14 protein-coding genes and 2 pseudogenes are annotated in these 17,402 nt (G+C 66.6%); 10 read left to right on the top strand and 6 right to left on the bottom strand.

Annotation, left to right across the window (positions count from 1 at the left end; genetic code table 11):
- Positions 1 to 13: 13 nt before the first annotated feature.
- Positions 14 to 904: a LysR substrate-binding domain-containing protein gene (locus A9975_RS01510; RefSeq protein WP_183031086.1), complete on the bottom strand. Its 891-nt coding sequence runs from the start codon at positions 902 to 904 to the stop codon at positions 14 to 16.
- 260 nt (positions 905 to 1,164) lie between these two features.
- On the opposite strand from A9975_RS01510, the pseudogene A9975_RS01505 reads away from it, so the two are divergent.
- From A9975_RS01505 to A9975_RS01470, 8 genes and pseudogenes are all read left to right on the top strand, one after another.
- A pseudogene (locus tag A9975_RS01505) lies at positions 1,165 to 1,602 on the top strand (SDR family NAD(P)-dependent oxidoreductase); the annotation flags it as partial.
- Positions 1,603 to 1,667: 65 nt separating this feature from the next.
- Positions 1,668 to 2,693: pseudogene (locus A9975_RS01500) on the top strand (Bug family tripartite tricarboxylate transporter substrate binding protein).
- Positions 2,694 to 2,718: 25 nt separating this feature from the next.
- Positions 2,719 to 3,567 carry an amidohydrolase gene (locus tag A9975_RS01495; protein WP_183031084.1) on the top strand — a complete coding sequence of 283 codons (849 nt, stop codon included), beginning with the start codon at positions 2,719 to 2,721 and terminating at the stop codon, positions 3,565 to 3,567.
- Positions 3,568 to 3,611: 44 nt separating this feature from the next.
- Positions 3,612 to 4,568, top strand: coding sequence for an SMP-30/gluconolactonase/LRE family protein (locus A9975_RS01490; RefSeq protein WP_183031083.1), 957 nt, complete (start codon positions 3,612 to 3,614; stop codon positions 4,566 to 4,568).
- A 52-nt stretch (positions 4,569 to 4,620) separates the two neighbouring features.
- A complete protein-coding gene (locus tag A9975_RS01485) occupies positions 4,621 to 5,607 on the top strand; it encodes a tripartite tricarboxylate transporter substrate binding protein (protein ID WP_255503004.1) in 987 nt (328 codons plus the stop codon).
- A 1-nt stretch (position 5,608) separates the two neighbouring features.
- Positions 5,609 to 6,268, top strand: a complete 660-nt coding sequence (locus A9975_RS01480; RefSeq protein WP_183031082.1) for a glutathione S-transferase family protein — start codon at positions 5,609 to 5,611, stop codon at positions 6,266 to 6,268.
- A gap of 104 nt (positions 6,269 to 6,372) precedes the next feature.
- Positions 6,373 to 7,503, top strand: coding sequence for a serine hydrolase (locus tag A9975_RS01475; RefSeq protein WP_183031081.1), 1,131 nt, complete (start codon positions 6,373 to 6,375; stop codon positions 7,501 to 7,503).
- Complete coding sequence (locus A9975_RS01470; protein ID WP_183031080.1) at positions 7,484 to 8,161, top strand: hypothetical protein; 678 nt, start codon at positions 7,484 to 7,486, stop codon at positions 8,159 to 8,161. Before A9975_RS01475 ends, A9975_RS01470 begins: the two co-directional genes overlap by 20 nt.
- Positions 8,162 to 8,226: 65 nt before the next feature.
- Here the strand turns inward: A9975_RS01470 and eutC are convergent, their stop codons facing one another.
- The 5 genes from eutC to A9975_RS01445 form a co-directional block, all read right to left on the bottom strand.
- Positions 8,227 to 9,030 (bottom strand): ethanolamine ammonia-lyase subunit EutC, encoded by an 804-nt coding sequence (gene eutC / locus A9975_RS01465; protein WP_183031079.1) that lies wholly within the window; start codon positions 9,028 to 9,030, stop codon positions 8,227 to 8,229.
- Between the two features lie 38 nt (positions 9,031 to 9,068).
- Entirely contained in the window at positions 9,069 to 10,451 is a 1,383-nt protein-coding gene (locus A9975_RS01460; RefSeq protein ID WP_183031078.1) for an ethanolamine ammonia-lyase subunit EutB, read from the bottom strand.
- Positions 10,452 to 10,516: 65 nt separating this feature from the next.
- A complete protein-coding gene (locus A9975_RS01455) occupies positions 10,517 to 11,668 on the bottom strand; it encodes a branched-chain amino acid ABC transporter substrate-binding protein (RefSeq protein WP_183031077.1) in 1,152 nt (383 codons plus the stop codon).
- Between the two features lie 166 nt (positions 11,669 to 11,834).
- Complete coding sequence (locus A9975_RS01450) at positions 11,835 to 13,067, bottom strand: FAD-binding oxidoreductase (RefSeq protein WP_183031076.1); 1,233 nt, start codon at positions 13,065 to 13,067, stop codon at positions 11,835 to 11,837.
- The gene (locus tag A9975_RS01445) at positions 13,067 to 14,422 is read right to left on the bottom strand and encodes an amino acid permease (RefSeq protein WP_255503013.1); all 1,356 of its coding nucleotides are present in this window, start codon (positions 14,420 to 14,422) and stop codon (positions 13,067 to 13,069) included. Before A9975_RS01445 ends, A9975_RS01450 begins: the two co-directional genes overlap by 1 nt.
- Positions 14,423 to 14,795: 373 nt before the next feature.
- Between A9975_RS01445 and A9975_RS01440 the strand changes: the two genes are divergently transcribed.
- Both A9975_RS01440 and A9975_RS01435 read left to right on the top strand, forming a co-directional pair.
- Positions 14,796 to 16,217, top strand: coding sequence for a PLP-dependent aminotransferase family protein (locus A9975_RS01440; RefSeq protein ID WP_183031074.1), 1,422 nt, complete (start codon positions 14,796 to 14,798; stop codon positions 16,215 to 16,217).
- Positions 16,218 to 16,339: 122 nt separating this feature from the next.
- Positions 16,340 to 17,392 (top strand): phytoene/squalene synthase family protein, encoded by a 1,053-nt coding sequence (locus tag A9975_RS01435; protein WP_183031145.1) that lies wholly within the window; start codon positions 16,340 to 16,342, stop codon positions 17,390 to 17,392.
- The last annotated feature ends 10 nt before the right edge of the window (positions 17,393 to 17,402 follow it).

Here is a 17,402-nt window from a genome sequence, read left to right as displayed (position 1 = left end):
CGGCGCAGCGGCGCTACTTCCCCGCCGGCACCCCCAGCAGCCCAAGCGCTCGTGCCAGCACGGGGGACTGGTTGCCGGGGTGCCAGATCACGGAATACTCCGCCTGCGCCTGTGCCGGCGCCCCCGCCAGGGGCTTGAGCACCACGCCGGGCAATGCCGCGCGCCCCAGCGTGCGCGGCACCAGCGACACGCCCCGGCCCAGCGCAACGAGGCTCATCACGGATAGCAAGTGCCGGGCGTAGTGCCGGATATTGGGGCTGAAGCCGGACTGCAGGCAGGTGGAGACGACCAGGTCGAAGTAGCCCGGCGCACTTTCGCGCGGAATCACGACAAAGGGCTCCTCCACCAACTCCGCGGGATCCACCCGCCGCTTGCCCGCCAGCCGGTGCGTGGCCGGCAGCGCGGCGACCAGCGGCGTGCGGGCCACCAGGTGCGCGCTCATCTCGGCGGCGCCCGTCTGCACCTGGGCAAAGCCCAGGTCGATGCGGTCATGGCGCAAGGCCTCGACCTGCTCGGACGAGCCCATCTCCTCCCACACCGTCTCCACGCCGGCCAGGTCGCGCTCCAGCCGCGCGAAGAGCTTCTCGATGCCGATGTAGATCACCGCTGCCACGAAGCCGATGCGCAAAGTGCCGGTCTCTCCGTGCTCAGCACGCCGCACCACCTGCATGGCCACCTCGGCCTGGCTAAGTATCCGGCGCGCTTCCTGTACCAGCGCGCTGCCGGCCGGCGTGAGCCGCACGCTGCGCTTGTTGCGATCGAACAGCATGACGCCAAGCTGGGCCTCGAGTTGCTGGATATGTTTGGTCAGCGGCGGCTGGGAGATACGCAGGCGCTCGGCGGCGCGGCCAAAGTGCAGCTCCTCGGCCAGGGCCAGGAACATCCGCAGGTCTCGCAATTCCATGAAACATCTCGCATCGGGATGAGGGGCCAGTCATTCTAGTTTGGAATTAGTCTGTTCCAAAAAATATATTGGACGGTGCCATGCCGCGCTACGCACAATGCATGCAGCATCGCACAACACCAGAACGTACAACAACGCGATATGGAGACACCCCCTGCCTGCCCGGCAGCTCGTCGTCCTTACGTACGTCCGTACGCAATGATCCATGTACCTCCAGACGAGCGCCACCCCATGACAAGACTTGCCCCTCTAGCCCCCGCCGGAGCGTCTACCTGGCCTGCAAGCACGTGCTGCCGCTGATGGAGAACCAGGGCGGCGGCGCCATCGTCAACACCGCCTCCACCTCCGGCATCCGCTGGACTGGCGCGGCGCAGGTGGGCTATGCCTCGGCAAAGGCCGCCGTCATCCAGTTCTCGCGCGTGGTGGCGGTGGAATACGCCAAGAAGAAGGTACGCGTCAACACGGTCATCCCCGGGCAGATGCACACGCCCATGGTAGAGGCCCGCCTGGCCGGCCAGCGCGCCGGCGGCGATGTCGATGCGCTGCTGGCGCAGCGCGTGGCGCGCATCCCCCTGGGTTTCATGGGCGATGGCCGCGACACCGCCAATGCGGCGCTGTTCCTGGCGTCCGACGAAGCACGCTTCATCACCGGCACGGAGATCGTGGTCGATGGCGGCATGAGCGTGCGCTGCGACTAGGCCCCGCCGGCGGCGCCTCGCCGCCGTCACCACCCGGCAAGAACAACGCAGGAGACCGTTTTACGATGGCATCGCGCAAATCAATCGTCATGGCCAGAGCGCCAATCATGCAACGGCGCACGCTGCTGCATGCCATGCTGGCCACCGCCGTGGCAGGGACAGCCCTCATCGGCGGCACCGCGCAGGCAAGCGGCTACCCCGACAAACCCGTGCGCATGGTGGTCGCGTTCTCGCCCGGCGGACCCACCGACATCATCGCGCGCGTGATCGCGCGCAAGCTGGGAGACCGGCTTGGCCAGCAGGTGGTGGTGGAGAACCGGCCCGGCGCTGGCGGCAATATCGCCTCGGACCAGGTCTCGAAAGCACAGGCGGATGGCTACACGCTGCTGTACAACAGCTCGTCCATCGCCATCTCTCCCGCGCTGTTTCACAAGCCTGCCCTGAACCCGGGCGAGATCTTCACGCCGGTGGCGTACGTCGCCACGGTGCCGCTGGTGCTGATCGTCAACGCGTCGACACCGGTGAAGACGCCGCAGTAGTTCCTCAATCTGCTCAAGTCCAAGCCGGGCAGGCTCAATTTCGGCTCATCCGGCAACGGCACCATCGACCACCTGACGAGCGTGCTGTTTGCCAACAAGACTGGCACCGAATTCAACCACGTTCCATACAAGGGCAACGCCGCCGCCCTGCCGGACCTGCTCGCCGGCCGGCTCGACTTCATGATGTCCGGCAGCCTGAACGCCGTCATGCCCTTTATCAAGGACGGCAAGCTGCGCGCCATCGCGGCCACCACCAGCCGCCGCGTTTCGGTGCTGCCGGATACGCCCACGCTGGCCGAGACCATCACGCCAGGCTTCGACTCCGGCACCTGGCAAGGCATCGTGGCGCCGCGCGGCATGCCTGCCGACGTTGTCGGCCGCCTGAACCACGAGATTGCCGCCGTGCTCAAGGACCCGGAGACCGTCGCCGCGCTGCAGGCGCAAGGCGCCGAGCCCACCGGCGGCACCCCCGCCAGGTACGGTGAACTGATCAAGACCGAATACGCCCGCTGGACGCGCGTGGTCAAGGAAACCGGCGCCAGCTCCGACTGATCTTCCAAACGACACCAGACACTCCATGACCGATCACGACGCTGCTGCCGCTGGCGCCGCCGGTGCCGCCTCCGGCGGCATCTGGGACTGCCACACGCATATCTTCGGCCCCTACGCGCAGCACCCGCTGCCGGCGGATGCCATCTACAGCCCACCCCCGGCCCCGTTCTCCGCGCTGCGCGCATTACACGCCGGCCTCGGCGTCGCGCATGGCGTGCTGGTACAAGGCGCCTGCTACGGCGACGACCACGGCGCCCTGCTGACGGCGCTCGATCGCAGCGCCGGCACCTATCGCGGCGTGGCGCTGATCGATCCCGAGATCGACGAAGCGCGCCTGGCGGACATGCATGCGCGTGGCGTGCGTGGCATCCGGCTCGGCCTGATGTCCCACCTGGGCGGACGCATCGATCCCCGCCGCATGCTGGCAATCCTGGATCGCATCCGCCCCTACGGCTGGCATGCGCTGCTGCACGGCGAACTAATGGACGTGAATGGCGCGCTGGAGACCCTGGCACCGCACGGCGTGACGCTGGTGATCGACCACATGGCCCGCGTCAAGGCAGCGGATGGCGTGGACTATCCCGCCTTCGCGGCATTCGAGCGGTTCCTTGCCTTGCCCAACGTGTGGATCAAGCTCTCAGGCGCGGACCGCATCACCGGCGGCGCGCCGTCCGACGCCGCCGCGGTGGTTGCGCGCAGGATGCTGGATATCGCGCCGGACCGCGCCATCTGGGGCACCGACTGGCCGCACCCGAACATTGCCTACACCCGCCCCGACGAAACGCAATTGCTAGCCTGGATACGCGCCGTTTGCGGCGACGCCGATACCGCCGCCGCGGTGCTGGTGCGCAACCCTGCGCGCCTGTACGCGTGACACGCTGCAAGCAAGCCGAACGCAAGCCGGAAACTGGAGACATCATGCACAACAACGTGAATATGCCAATGCCGCTGTGCCGCTACCCGGACCCCGCCGTCCAGGTGCTCAGCCCCGCTTTCGAGAAGTACCACCTGGTGCTGGCCGCGGTGGAGCGCATCGCCAGCGGCAGCCGCTGGGCCGAAGGCCCGGTCTGGTTCGGCGACGGCCGCTACCTGCTGTGGAGCGACATTCCCAACAACCGCATCCTCAAATGGGAAGAGGAAACGGGGGCGGTCAGTGAATTCCGCGCGCCGTCCAACAACGCCAATGGCAACACCCGCGACCGCCAGGGCCGCCTGGTGACCTGCGAGCACGGCGGCCGGCGCATCACGCGCACCGAGTACGACGGCAGCATCACGGTACTGATGGACAGCTTCGAAGGCAAGCGCCTGAATTCTCCCAATGACCTGGTGGTGAAGTCAGACGGCTCGATCTGGTTCACCGACCCGCCCTTCGGCATTGCCGGCTACTACCAGGGCGAGCACGCCGAGCAGGAATTGCCCGAGCGGGTCTACCGGCTGGACCCTGCCACCGGCAAAGCCACCGTGGTGGCCGACGACATCAGCGGGCCCAACGGCCTGGCCTTCTCGCCTGACGAACGCACCTTGTACGTGATCGAGTCGCGCGCACGTCCGCGCCGCATTCGCGCCATCGAGGTCGATGCCAGCGGCACCCGCCTGGGCGCCAGCCGAGTGCTGGTGGACGCCGGCCCCGGCACGCCGGACGGCTTGCGCGTGGACGTGGACGGCAACCTCTGGTGCGGATGGGGCATGGGCGCGCCGGAGCTCGATGGCGTACGCGTGTTCTCGCCCCAGGGCGAGCCGATCGGCCATATCTCGTTGCCCGAGCGCTGCGCCAATCTCTGCTTTGGCGGCCGCCATCGCAACCGCCTCTTCATGGCCTCGTGCACGTCGATCTATTCGCTTTACGTCAACACGCAGGGCGCGCTCGGCGGTTAAACCGCCGCGGCGCAAGCTGACGCCCATAACACGGAAAACCCGGAGACAATCCATGCCTTATAGCGCCTCGCCCCGTGGCACCTTTGCCGCGGCGCTGCTCGCCTGCCTGTTTGCACCGCAACTCGCCATGCCACGGGCCGCCCAGGCGGCCCCCATCACCCGGCTGGTGGTGGCGTTTCCCGCCGGCGGCCCGGCCGACTCGCTCGCCCGCGCGATCTCGCGCCAGCTCGAGACCGAGCTCAAGCAGACCGTGGTCATCGACAACCGGCCCGGAGCCAATGGCGCCATCGCCGCCGGCTTCGTCGCCAAAGCGCCCACGGATGGCTCGGTGCTGTTCCTGACCAGCGCCGGCGCCATCGTCATCAACCCGGCGCTGTACGCCAACCTGCCCTACAACCCGCAGAAGGATCTCGCACCCATCTCCATGGTGGTAAACACGCCCGAGGTGCTGGTGGTCAAGCCCGATGCGCCCGCCGCCACCGCGGCCGCCTTCGTCAGGCAAGCGCAGCAGGCCGGCAAACCGCCTAGCCTTGCCTCCACCGGAGTCGGCAGCATGCCGCACATGGCCATCGAACTGTTCAAGGCCGCCACCGGCGTCAACATCCTGCACGTGGCCTACAAAGGCGCCGCGCCGGCCATCACCGACACCCTCGGCGGGCAAGTGGATGCCTTCTTCGGCGATGCGTCCGGCCTCATGCCCTTTATCACCAGCAAGCGCCTCAAGCCCATCGGCGTGGCCGCGCCCAAGCGCCTGGCTTTCCTGCCTGGCGTGCCCACGCTGACGGAACTCGGCATCAAGAATGTGGAAGCCAGCAACTGGTACGGCATGATGGCCCCGGCCGGCGTCCCGAGCGCGGTGGTCGAGCGCGTCAACGAAGCGCTGCGCCGCACGCTGGCCACGCCCGGAGTGCGCAAGAGCCTCGACCAGCTCGGCCTGGTGCCAGCCCCCGGCAGCGCCGCGGACTTTGCCAGCATCATCCGCGCCGATTCCGCCAAATGGGCACGCGTCATCAAGGACCAGAACATCCATGGAGAATAAGATGACGCTCACCGCCACCCCTGCGCCTTCGCCCCTGGCCGGCCGCCTCAACCTGTTCTGGTCGCCCCGCTCGCCCTTTGTGCGCCGCGTCATGGTGGCAGCCCATGAACTCGGGCTGGCGCAGGACATCCACCGCATCGACACCGTGGTCGCCATGACCGGCTGCCACGCCGGGCTGATGCAGGTCAACCCGCTTAACAAGATCCCCACGCTGGTCACCGAGGACGGCGCGGCACTGTTCGATACGATGCTGATCTGCGAATACCTGGACAGCGTGGCCGCGGTGCCGTCGCTGTTCCCGCCAGAGCGCGCCGCGCGCCTGCAATCCATGCGCTGGCACGCGCTGGGGCACGGCCTGACCGATCTGCTGGTGCTGTGGCGCAACGAGCGCAACCGGCCACCGGCCACGCAGTCGGGCGAGGTCATTCGCGCCTGGGACAGCAAGGCGAGCGCTACGCTGGGCCAGCTTCAGAGCGAGGTTGCGGCATTGCAGGCAGCGCCCCTCTCCATCGGGCAGATTGCGGTAGCTTGCGCGCTGGGCTACCTGGACTTCCGCTTTGAGCAGATGCGGTGGCGCGATAGCGTGCCGGCGCTGGGAGCGTGGTTCGATGGGTTCAACCAGCGGCCTTCGATGCAGGCGACGCTGCCCGCGCTGGCCTGAGCCTAGCCAGGAAGTGCGATCTGTGCGCTCCACCACACCAAACCACGACACCGAAGCGCGGAAAACAAAATAGAATCGACGCCTGAGACCATTCAAGGATTCTCATGCCGGGAAAGACAAAGCGGTCCGGTGACCTGGCTACCACGTTGGCGGCACGACATGCGACGGCTTTCCTTGCTGCATGGCGCAACGCCCTTTCCACTGCCCGCACTGCCTCCACTGCCGGCGCTGCCTGCGCGGCGCTAGCCGGCGTTTCCTATCTCCCGCCAGTTGCGGCCGCTCCGCTTACCTTCGCGTCACCCCCCGCCGAAATCGCCAAGGCCGTGCTCGACGATGAGCCCGGCACCGTGGCGGTGGGCATCTGGCGGAACCAGCAAGGCCGCTTCGCGCTGCAACGCAATCCAGTGGGTAGCGTCGGCGAGGTTGTGGAGGACGACAGCGCGCACGCACAGCCGTTCTTCGAGATCGGCTCCATCAGCAAAGTATTCACCGGCCTGCTGCTCGCGCAGGCCGTGGAGCGCGGCGACCTGTCGCTGGACGACACGCTGGGCAAGCTGCTCGAGGCAAAGGCCACCTTGAAGCCCGAAACCGCCGCCATCACCCTGCGCCAGCTGGTGACGCACAGCGCCTGCCTGCCCCGCGAGCCACAGGACTTTCCCGGCTACGGCACGCCAAACCCCTTCTCCCGGCACGACCGCTGGAAAATCTACGCCGGTCTTTCCGGCATGACGCTGGAACATGCGCCACCGTGCGGCGCGGCGTACAGCAACCTGGGCATGGGCCTCGTCGGCCAACTGCTCTCGGACCGCTACGCAAAGCCATGGGATGTGCTGGTGCGCGAGAACATCACCGGACCGCTGGGCATGCGCGACACGATGCAATACCTCGGCCGGCAGGCCAGCCGGCTGGCCACCGGCTATCAGCACGAGGCGCTCCAGGCGCCATGGGATTTCGAGGCGCTGTCAGGCGCCGGCGCACTGCGCTCAACGGCCCCCGACCTGCTCCTGCTGGCGCGCGCCTTCATGGCTGGCCGGGCCGGCCCGCTTGGCCCGGCGGCAGAACGGGCGCTCACCCCCCTGGGCCACTTCCGTGGAGATGAGATCGGCTATGCCATCCTGATCCGCGGGCCGGCCGGGCATCGAACGTATCACCACGACGGGCTTACCGGGGGGCTACCGGACACTGCTGGCGTTTGCGCCGGATACGCAGGAAGCCGTGGCGATACTGGCCAGTAACTCGCACGCCAACCCGGTTAAGGTTCTGACAGGCATTACGGCCAGCCGCTATCCGATCGCCCCGGCTGCCCAAATGGCGCCAGCACCGGCCGCATTGGCCGAGTATGGCGGCGTCTACCAGACAGACAAGGACACCAGCTTCACCTTCGTGGCGCAGGACGGCAAGCTCTATCGCCGCTCGACGGGCACAGGGTTTCGCGCGCTCTCGCCCGGCGGCCCAGACACCTTTGTCGACGCCGATGCCGGCGCGCGGTACGTGTTCAGGCGCGAGGCCGGCGAGATCGTGCGGGTCGACTACTACCTGGGTGATAGCGGCGTTAGCGGCTTTAGCGGCGTTGCGGGGCTACGCACGAAGGAAGCCGCGCCGCCGGTTGCGGTCGTGCCGCTCGACACGCAACTGGACTACGCCGGCCACTACCGCGCCCGCCGGTTCATTCGCACAGACCTGGACCTTGATGTTCGCGCGGAGAACGGGCAACTTGGCGTGCGCGCCGGAAACTGGCTTCGCCGCCCCGTGTTCCCAGTCGCCGGCAAACCGGATCGGTTCGCCTACGAAAACGGCCGCAGCCAGCTCCAGTTCGAGCGCGATGCGGCCGGGCATGTTGCCGGCGTGGTCCTGTATGAGAATGGCGTGATTCGGCTGCGCCGCCTTCCTTGAAGCTGGGACGGCCGCGTGGCGGCCTTCTTTTCTATTGGAGCCGGCGCGCCTTGCCTGCTCGATCGCTATCGCGCGCCGGTCGACAGCACGGCGTGATCGCTATCGTCCTTGAGGTCCACACCGCTATGGCCCAGCGCCAGTGCGCCGCGCAGCAAGAAGGCGAGCTTGCCGGCGGCCTGTAGATAGGACAAGCCTTCCGGGCGCACATTGGAGATGCAGTTGCGTTGCGCATCGCTGCGGCCAGGACGCGGGTCATGCGTCAGGTAGATGCCGAGGCTGTCGGGGGAGCTCAGCCCGGGCCGCTCGCCGATCAGCATCACCACCTGGCGCGCGCCAAGAAGAAACCCAGCCTCGTCACCCAGCGCGACGCGCGCCTGTTCTGCCGTCACCACGGGCCCGATCACCCAGCCGGGCAAGCGCTCGCGCACGGCCAGCAGCAACGGCACACCATGGCGCTGGGCGGCGAGCGCGGACAAGCCATCGGCAATCACGAACACCACGTCGGGCGCCTTTGCCGGGCGCGCCTGCGCCAGGCGCGCCCGGCTATCGTCGTCCAGCTGCCGGCCCAGATCCGGGCGGCGCAGGTAGTGCTGGCGGTCGGGCGCGGCGCTGTGCGCAGCCACGGTGGCAAAGCCAGCGTGGTGCAGCGCCTGCTCGATTTCCGCGCGCGCCAGCGGCAGGTGCACCGCGTCGCGCGCTTGCGCATGCGCCAGCCCAAAGGCGAGCACGGCTTGCGTGGTCTGGCTGTGGCCCACGCGGCCTAACGCGATGCGCGCTGCCGTGAACTGGCGCAGGCGCTGCCAGGGGTTGTCCTGGATCAACGCCCTGGGTATCTCGTGCGTCTGGTCCTTCTCTTGCTTGTGGCGCATGACAGGATCTTGTGCTTTCGCAACGGCGATGCGAGGGATTACAGGCCATGGGCGAGTTGCAGCAGCGGCTGGCGCTCGGCCAGCTCCAGCAAGCGGCCATCCGTGCCAAGGATGCCCATGCGCTGCAGCCAGTCCTCGAATTCCGGCGCGGGGCGCAGGCCGAGGGTGTCGCGCAGATAGAGCGCATCGTGGAACGAGGTGCTCTGGTAGTTCAGCATGATGTCGTCGGCGCCGGGCACGCCCATGATGAAGTTGATGCCGGCCACGCCGAACAGCGTCAGCAGCGTGTCCATATCATCCTGATCGGCCTCGGCGTGGTTGGTATAGCAGACGTCGCAGCCCATCGGCACGCCGAGCAGCTTGCCGCAGAAATGGTCTTCCAGCCCCGCACGGATGATCTGCTTGCCGTCGTACAGGTATTCCGGGCCGATAAAGCCGACGACGGTGTTGACCAGCAGCGGCGAAAACTCGCGCGCCAGGCCGTAGGCGCGCGCTTCCATGGTCTGCTGGTCAACGCCGTGGTGGGCATTGGCCGATAGCGCGCTGCCCTGCCCCGTTTCGAGGTACATCACGTCGTTGCCCACCGTACCGCGCGCCAGGCCCCGCGCGGCGTCGTGCGCCTCGCGCAGCAGCGCCAGGTTGATGCCGAAGCCGGCGTTGGCCTGTTCGCTCCCGGCCACCGACTGGAACACCAGGTCCACCGGCGCGCCTTGCTCGATGGCGCGCAAGGTGTTGGTGACATGGGTGAGCACGCAGGACTGGGTCGGGACATCGAAGCGGCAGCGCAGGTCATCGATCAGCCGCATCAGGGTCACGATGGCGCCAAGATTGTCGGTGGCCGGGTTGATGCCGATGGTGGCGTCGCCGCTGCCGTAGAGCAGGCCATCGATCATCGAGGCGGCGATCCCCTTGGGATCGTCGGTCGGGTGGTTGGGCTGCAGCCGCACCGCCAGCCGTCCGGGCAGGCCGATGGTGTTGCGAAAACGCGTGACCACACGGCACTTGCGCGCCACCGCGATCAGGTCCTGGTTGCGCATGAGTTTGCTGACCGCGGCCGCCATCTCCGGTGTGATGCCGGGCGCCACGCGCCGCAGGACGGCGGCATCGGTCTCGTGCAGCAGCAGCCAGTTACGAAAATCCCCAACGGTGAACGACCCGATCTCGCGAAACGCGGCGCGGTCGTGGCGGTCGATGATCAGGCGCGTCACCTCATCGTCTTCGTACGGTACCAGCGCGTCTTCGAGGAAACGCGTGAGCGGCACATCGGCAAGTGCCATGCGCGCGGCCATGCGCTCCTCCTCGCTGGCGGCGGCCAGGCCGGCCAGGCAGTCGCCTGAACGGGCCGGGCTGGCCTTTGCCAGCAGGGTCTTGAGATCGGCAAACAGATGGCGCCGCGAAGCCACGGTATGGGCGAAGGACATGATGCGAACTGGTCAGTGTCGGTAGCAAGACATCGGCAGGCGGGCGAGGCCGCCCCGGGCAAGCGCTAGGAACCGCTGCTTGCCACCGTCTTGATGCTCTTCCATTGGCCCTGCTGGACTTCAAACAATGTGTAAGGCGGCTTGATCAGGTCGCCGGCGGGATCGAATGCAATCTTGCCGGTCACGCCGGTCACGACCACCTTCGGCATGCTACCGACGATCTTCGCGCGGTCTAGAGAGCCCGCGTCATGGATGGCCTTGATCATCGCAAGCGCGGCGTCATACGCGAACGGCGCGTACAGCTCCACGTCCTGGTTGAAGCGCGCCTTGTAGCGCTTGGCGAACGCCTGTGCCGCGGGTTCCTTGTCCAGTGCCGGCCCCGGCTCGAGGTCCTGCGTGCCCTCCCCGGCCGGGCCGGCGATCTGCAGGAACGCATTGCTCTTGAGCGCGCCCGCGCCAAACAGCTGTGCCTGCATGCCAAGGGAACGCATCTGCTTGACCAGCATGGCCCCTTGCGCGTCCAGGCCGCCAAAGAAGATCACATCGACGTTCCTGCCTTTGAGCGTGGTCAGGATGGCGCGGAAATCCACCGCCTTGTCGTTGGTGAACTCACGGCGCACGATATTGCCCTTCGCTTCCTTCACGCCTTTCTCGAAGGCATCGGCCAGGCCCTGGCCGAACGCCGTGCTGTCATCGATGACGCCAATGCGCTTGGCCTTGAGCTGCTCGACCACGAAACGCCCGGCCACGACGCCACCCACGCCATCGTGGCCCATGGTGCGGAACACGTTTTTGAAACCTTGCTTTGTCAGCTGCGGATTGGTCGAACCGGGCGTGATCATGGCGATATTGGCCTGATGATAGACCGCCGACGCCGGGATGCTGCATCCCGAGTTGTAGTGGCCGATCACGCCCACCACGCCGTCGTCGTCCAGCTTCTGGGCCACCTGCATCGCAATGCGCGGGTCGGCCTGGTCGTCCTGTACGTCCAGCACGAACTTGACGGGGTTGCCACCAATCGTCGGATTCCTGGCGTTTTCATCGTCAAGCGCTAGTTGCGCGCCGTACTGCAGGTCCTTGCCTACGCGGGCAACCGCGCCACTCAGCGGCGCGACAAAGCCGATCTTGACTTCCTTGGGCTCGGCCGCCCGGGACAGCGGCAGGTGCGCGCAAAGCGCAATGACGCTCAGACTGATGAGACAACGCCGGCGATGCATGATGAGCTCCTGGCAATGAATGATGTCGCGACGGACTTGATCTCGACTGGCCGATGCGCGAAGTGTCGGGGTCGTGGCGTGGTAGCCGCAAAGCAACCGGATTGCGGGATCCTGCCGCGGTCTTGCCGCATCCGGAATCCGGAATCCGGAATCCGGAACCCGGAATTCAGAAACGTGTCGGCGCATACGGCGCAAGGTTCAGGCGCGGGCTGCGCCTGGCTACCAGGTCCGCAACAATGCGCCCGCTGATGCCAGCCAGCGTCAGCCCCAGGTGTTGATGGCCAAACGCGTAAATCACCCGCTCGCTCGCACGCGAACGGCCAAGCACCGGCACGCCGTCGGGCAGCGTCGGGCGAAAGCCCAGCCAGCTACTGTCCGGCTCTGCAAGCCCGGGCAAGGCGCGCTGCGACGAGAACGTGAGCAAGTCCAGCAGCGAGCGATTGCGCTTGTCGCTAAAGCCCCCCAGTTCAACCGTGCCAGCCACCCGGATGCCATCGCTCATCGGCGTCATGTAGAAGCCGCGCTCGGCCCAGCCGACGGGCCGCGAGATCAGATCGGCAGCGCCTGGGTAGCGCACGTGATAGCCGCGCTCCGTATCGAGCGGCACGTTGTCGCCGCACTGCCGAGCGAACCTGGCCGAGCGCGCGCCTGTGGCGATCACCACGTGATCGAAGCGGCGCGGTGCGGCGCCCTCGACCGTCAGCGCCGCGCCATCCGGGACCGGCTGCACGGCACTGACGCCGGCGCGCTCGAACTTCAGGCCCCGCGCCACAAGCTGCGCGTTGAGCGTTAGCAAGAAGCCTTGCGGGTCGGTGAAATGCCAGCTGTCGTTGAACAGCACGCCTCGCTCGAAGATTGGCGCCAGCGCCGGTTCAAGGCCCTGGATGTCAGCCGCGCCAAGCACTTCCAGTTTCACCCCCAGCCTGCGCCGCAGTTCCAGCGCGGGCCGTGCCGCCTCGAACGACGAGCCACTGGAATACAGGTACAAGCACTCACGTTCCCGCACATAGCGCGCCAGGGCGGGCTGCGCCAGGAACGGCGCGTATCCCTCTTGCGCATGGCACAACAGCGCGGCCAGCGCGGTGGCGCTGGCTTCATAGCGTCCCGGCAGCGAGCAGAGCATGAAGCGCGCCAGCCAGGGCGCGAGTTGCAGCAGATAGCCCCAGCGCAGCCGCAGCGGGCTGTTGCTGGACAGCAGGAAGCGTGGCAGGTCGCGGAACACCGATGGGTTGTTCACGGGAATGCATGCATAGTGCGCAAACGTGCCGGCGTTGCCGTATGAGGCCCCCTGCCCGATCCCCGCGGGGTCGAACAGGGTCACGTCGTGCCCGTCTTGCATCAGGCAGCCTGCGCTGGCAAGGCCGATGAAACCGGCACCGATGATGGCGACGTTCGCCATTACTCCCTCCCCTGCAGCGCGGGCACCCCAACCACCGATCCATAGCCGGTCGCGGTTGCGTTGTCCGTGCGGCGCTTCACACACAGCCAGTAAGCCGCGAGCGCCACCGCCAGGCTCGCCACGCTGGCCAGCAGCTGGGGCCGCAGTTGCGCGTCGGCGCCCATCGCGACCAGCACGCCGGCGATGGCCGCCACCACGGCGTACGACAGCCCGGGGAACAGCCACATCTTCAACGTCAGGCTTTCGGGCGCCAGCGCCTCGGCACGCCGGCGCAGGCGGATCTGCGACACCGCGATGGCCAGGTACACGAAGAGCATCACCGCACCCGACGCATTGACGAGATAGAGGAACACGCCCTGGGGCGACACGATCGCCGCGAGGATGGCAACGTACCCCACCACGCTGCTAAGCAGCACACCCAGGCGCGGCACCTTGTGCGCCGAGAGCGTCAGCAGCTTGACGGGGGCATCCCCGCGCTCGGCCAGGCGGAACAGGATCCGCGATGAGACATAGAGGCCGGAGTTCAGTGCCGACAGCACGGCGACCAGCACGATCGCGTTCATGATATCGGCGGCGCCGGGCACGTGCATCACCTCCAGGGCGGCAACGAAAGGCGAATAGCCCACCCTGATCTGAGCCCACGGCACGATACAGGCAATCACGAACATGGAGCCGACATAGAAGGTGATCACCCGCAAGATCACGGAGCGCGTCATTGCGGCAACGCTCTTGCCGGGGTCATCGGATTCGGCGGCGGCGATCGTGGCGATTTCGGCACCGCCAACGGCAAAAATGACGGTGGGCACGCCGGCGAAGATCGACATCGCGCCAAACGGCAGGAAACCCCGATCGCCGCTCAGGTGAGCCACGGTCTGGTGCCAAGACGAGAAACCAATCAGGTAGCTCGCGCCGATCACGATAAAGGCAATGATCGCCGCCACCTTGATCGAGGCGAACCAGTACTCGAACTCGCCATAAGACTTCACCGACATCAGGTTGATGGCGGTCATGACCGACAGCAGCACGAGACCGATCGCCCAGACCGGCGCGGGAATCCAGCGCTGCAGGATGGCAGCGCCCGCCACCGCTTCCACCGCGACAACGATGACCCAGAAATACCAATACAGCCAGCCATTGGTGAACCCGGCCCAGTTGCCCAACCCGAGCCGGGTGTACTCGGTAAACGAGCCGACCCCAGGGTTGGCGAGCGCCATCTCGCCAAGCATGCGCATCACGAACAGCACCACGATGCCGGCAAGCAGGTAGCTCAGGCAGGCGGCAGGCCCCATCGTGCTGATGGTGGCGCTGCTGCCCACGAAAAGGCCGGCGCCAATGATGCCGCCCAGCGAGATCATCGTCACGTGCCGTTGCCGCAGGGATTTGCCCAGGTCCGCCGCGGCCGGGGCGGCGAATGGGGCCGGTGTCGGACGCACCGGTGATTGTCGAGTTGCCATCAATGTCTCCTCCTGTAATACAGTTCGGGTCGTGCATCCGCTCTATCGGCATACAAACGACACGCAAATCGTCACACAAAACTTTTTTGAGTGCAATTTATTTGTCTTTGTATGGAGGTAGGTGTTTTCCCGAGGATCGCGCGTCGCTGCGACGAAAAGGACGCCTTGCTGCTGGTATGATGGGATCTCTTCTGCAGTACTGGCTGGCGCGCGGGGCATGAGAGGGCGGTAATGTTGTGAGGGATAATACTTTTTGTATGGAGACAAGATCTGGATGACCACCGAGAATAACCACACAAACGGCGATGACAATGTCCAGACAAAAGCACGTCAGGCGCCCTACCTCGAGGTTTCCCGCGCGCTGGAAGAGAAGGTGCGCAGCGGCATCTACCCCACGGGCAGCCGGCTGCCCGCGCAGCGGGATCTCGCCGTGGAGCTCGGCATCAACGTCTCGACGGTATCCCGGGCCTACAAGGAATTGCAGGCCCGCGGCCTGATCGTGGCCAGCAAGCGGCGCGGCTCCATCGTCACTGGCGGCGCGATGCCGGCGGTCCAGTCGAAGCCGGCGCGCAGCGCCACCGGCGAAGCATCGAATACGGTCATCGACCTGACAGTCAACCGCCCCGCAACGGACCAGTTCCTCGTCCACCTGGCGCGCACGATGAGCAGCCTCCCGCGAGATCCGCGCTATCCGGAAATGCAGGAATACCAGCCGCCGCAAGGCCCCGACTGGGCGCGCGTGGCCGGCGCGCACTGGATGGCGGCCCCCGGCTTTACGCCCTCACCCGACAACGTCGTGGTGACCAGCGGCGCGCAGCATGGGCTCTATGCGGTCCTTAGCAGCCTGATGGGCCATGACGGCGTGATCCTGTCCGACCAGCTGACTTACTACGGCCTGAAGGCGCTCGCCCCGGTGTTCCAGTTCGAGCTGGTCGGCATTCCCAGCGACGACGACGGCCTGCTGCCGGAGCAGCTGGAAGACGCGTGCCGGCGCATGCGCGTCAAGGCCATCTTCACGGTGCCGAACCTGCAGAATCCCACCGTGGTGACCATGAGCCTGGCGCGGCGCGCGGCGCTGGTCGACATCGCGCGCCGGCACCATATCGCCATCATCGAGGATGACGTCTACGGGCCGTTGCTGCGCACCCGCCTGCCCACCATTGCGAGCCTGTGCCCGGAGCTCACGTTTCACGTCACGTCGACTTCCAAGATCCTCGCGCCGGGATTGCGGGTGGGCTACGTGTTGACACCGCCCAACGGCGCCGCGCTGGCTGCCGAGGCGGTGCGCACCACCGCGTGGATGCCCGCCCCGCTATCCACCCTGATCGCCACGCGCTGGATCGAGGACGGCACCGCCCAGGCCATTCTCGACGCCCAGCGTGCGGAGCTGGCGGTACGCCAGCAGCTCGCTCGCGAGCTATTGCCCAAGGAACTCCTGAAGAGCGATCCGGCCTGCATGTTCGTGTGGCTGCGCGTGCCAGCGCCGTGGCGCTCGGATGATTTCGCGGCGAACGCGCTGGCGCGCGGCGTCAGCACCATGCCGGCATCGGCGTTCGCGGTGGATCGCTCGACCAGCGAGCACGGCGTGCGTATCAACCTTGCCTGCGCCGTCTCGCGCGATCAGCTGGTGAGCGCACTGCGCATCGTCGCGCAGACCCTGGGAGACCGCCCCCGGGCGCTGTTTGGCACGATCTGATGCCAACCGCGGCGCCGGGCTCCGGGCAGGGCCAGGATCGGGCGGTCCGGCACGCAGTCATCGCGCCGGATGCGGATACAATCCGGCAGCGCCGACTTGTCAATCACGACCCGACCCCATCCATGCCTAACCCTACCCGGGCCTTCCTTCTTGGCCCGCTGCTCAAAGGCGTTTCACGCTCTTTCTATCTCACCCTGCGGGTGCTGCCCGCAGGGATGCGCGATCCGATCGGCCTGGCTTATCTGCTGGCGCGCGCCGCGGACACCATCGCGGACACCTCGCTGATTCCGCCGCAGCAACGGCTGGAACTGCTGCTGTCGCTGCGTGATCAGGTCAACGGCGCCACGGACGATGGCACGCTCATGCGGCGGCTGGCGGCAGAGGTAGCTGGGCAGCAAGCGCTATCGGACGAGAAGGTTCTGCTCGAATCGCTCGGCCCGGCGCTGACGGCGCTGTCCCAACTGAGCGCGGCGGATCGGACGGCGGTTCGCGAGATCGTGTCGACCCTGGCTTCCGGCATGGAGTTTGACCTGCGCACCTTCCCCGACGAAAGCTCCGGGCAGATCGGCGTGCTGCGCGAATGGGAAGAGCTGGACCGGTACACCTACCTGGTCGCGGGATGCGTGGGAGAGTTCTGGACCAAGATGACCTACGCCCATATGCCCGGGACGCTCAAGGCAGACTCCGAGGCGATGCTGCTGCGAGGCGTGCGCTTTGGCAAGGCGCTGCAGATGACCAATGTGCTGCGTGACTGCGCCAAGGACCTGCGAATCGGGCGCTGCTACCTGCCCGGGACGATGCTGGACCAGTATGGACTGACGCCACAAGATTTGCTGTTGCCAGGCAATTCGGCGCGTGCGAAACCACTTCTGTTCGCGCTGATCCGCACCACGCTGGGTCATTTCCGTGAGGCGGTGGATTACACGTTTGCGATTCCGGCGTTCTCTGTGCGATTGCGCCTGGCGTGTTTGTGGCCGGTGCTTATCGGGCTGGAGACGCTGCTGCTGCTTGCGGGCAATGACGATTGGCTGGATCCGGCGAAGGTGTCCAAGATACGACGCAGCGAGGTGTATCGGATTGTGGGGTATTCGGCGTTGATGGCGCCGTCCAATGGCTTGCTGCGGATCTGGATTGAGCGGTTGATTGGGGGGATCGAGGCGCGGCTGGAAGGTTAATGGCAAAGGA

The organism is Cupriavidus sp. UME77 (assembly GCF_014170355.1).
GTDB lineage: Bacteria > Pseudomonadota > Gammaproteobacteria > Burkholderiales > Burkholderiaceae > Cupriavidus > Cupriavidus basilensis.
The sequence above is the reverse complement of the archived record's forward strand: the minus strand, read 5'-3'. Positions and strand labels throughout refer to the sequence as shown.

What these genes read in the sequence shown, in the direction of transcription:
- A9975_RS01510 (WP_183031086.1), bottom strand. Translation starts at nt 904, where the DNA reads ATGGAATTGCGAGACCTGCGGATGTTCCTGGCCCTGGCCGAGGAGCTG.
- A9975_RS01495 (WP_183031084.1), top strand. Translation starts at nt 2,719, where the DNA reads ATGACCGATCACGACGCTGCTGCCGCTGGCGCCGCCGGTGCCGCCTCC.
- A9975_RS01490 (WP_183031083.1), top strand. Translation starts at nt 3,612, where the DNA reads ATGCACAACAACGTGAATATGCCAATGCCGCTGTGCCGCTACCCGGAC.
- A9975_RS01485 (WP_255503004.1), top strand. Translation starts at nt 4,621, where the DNA reads ATGCCTTATAGCGCCTCGCCCCGTGGCACCTTTGCCGCGGCGCTGCTC.
- A9975_RS01480 (WP_183031082.1), top strand. Translation starts at nt 5,609, where the DNA reads ATGACGCTCACCGCCACCCCTGCGCCTTCGCCCCTGGCCGGCCGCCTC.
- A9975_RS01475 (WP_183031081.1), top strand. Translation starts at nt 6,373, where the DNA reads ATGCCGGGAAAGACAAAGCGGTCCGGTGACCTGGCTACCACGTTGGCG.
- eutC (WP_183031079.1), bottom strand. Translation starts at nt 9,030, where the DNA reads ATGCGCCACAAGCAAGAGAAGGACCAGACGCACGAGATACCCAGGGCG.
- A9975_RS01460 (WP_183031078.1), bottom strand. Translation starts at nt 10,451, where the DNA reads ATGTCCTTCGCCCATACCGTGGCTTCGCGGCGCCATCTGTTTGCCGAT.
- A9975_RS01455 (WP_183031077.1), bottom strand. Translation starts at nt 11,668, where the DNA reads ATGCATCGCCGGCGTTGTCTCATCAGTCTGAGCGTCATTGCGCTTTGC.
- A9975_RS01450 (WP_183031076.1), bottom strand. Translation starts at nt 13,067, where the DNA reads ATGGCGAACGTCGCCATCATCGGTGCCGGTTTCATCGGCCTTGCCAGC.
- A9975_RS01445 (WP_255503013.1), bottom strand. Translation starts at nt 14,422, where the DNA reads ATGATCTCGCTGGGCGGCATCATTGGCGCCGGCCTTTTCGTGGGCAGC.
- A9975_RS01440 (WP_183031074.1), top strand. Translation starts at nt 14,796, where the DNA reads ATGACCACCGAGAATAACCACACAAACGGCGATGACAATGTCCAGACA.
- A9975_RS01435 (WP_183031145.1), top strand. Translation starts at nt 16,340, where the DNA reads ATGCCTAACCCTACCCGGGCCTTCCTTCTTGGCCCGCTGCTCAAAGGC.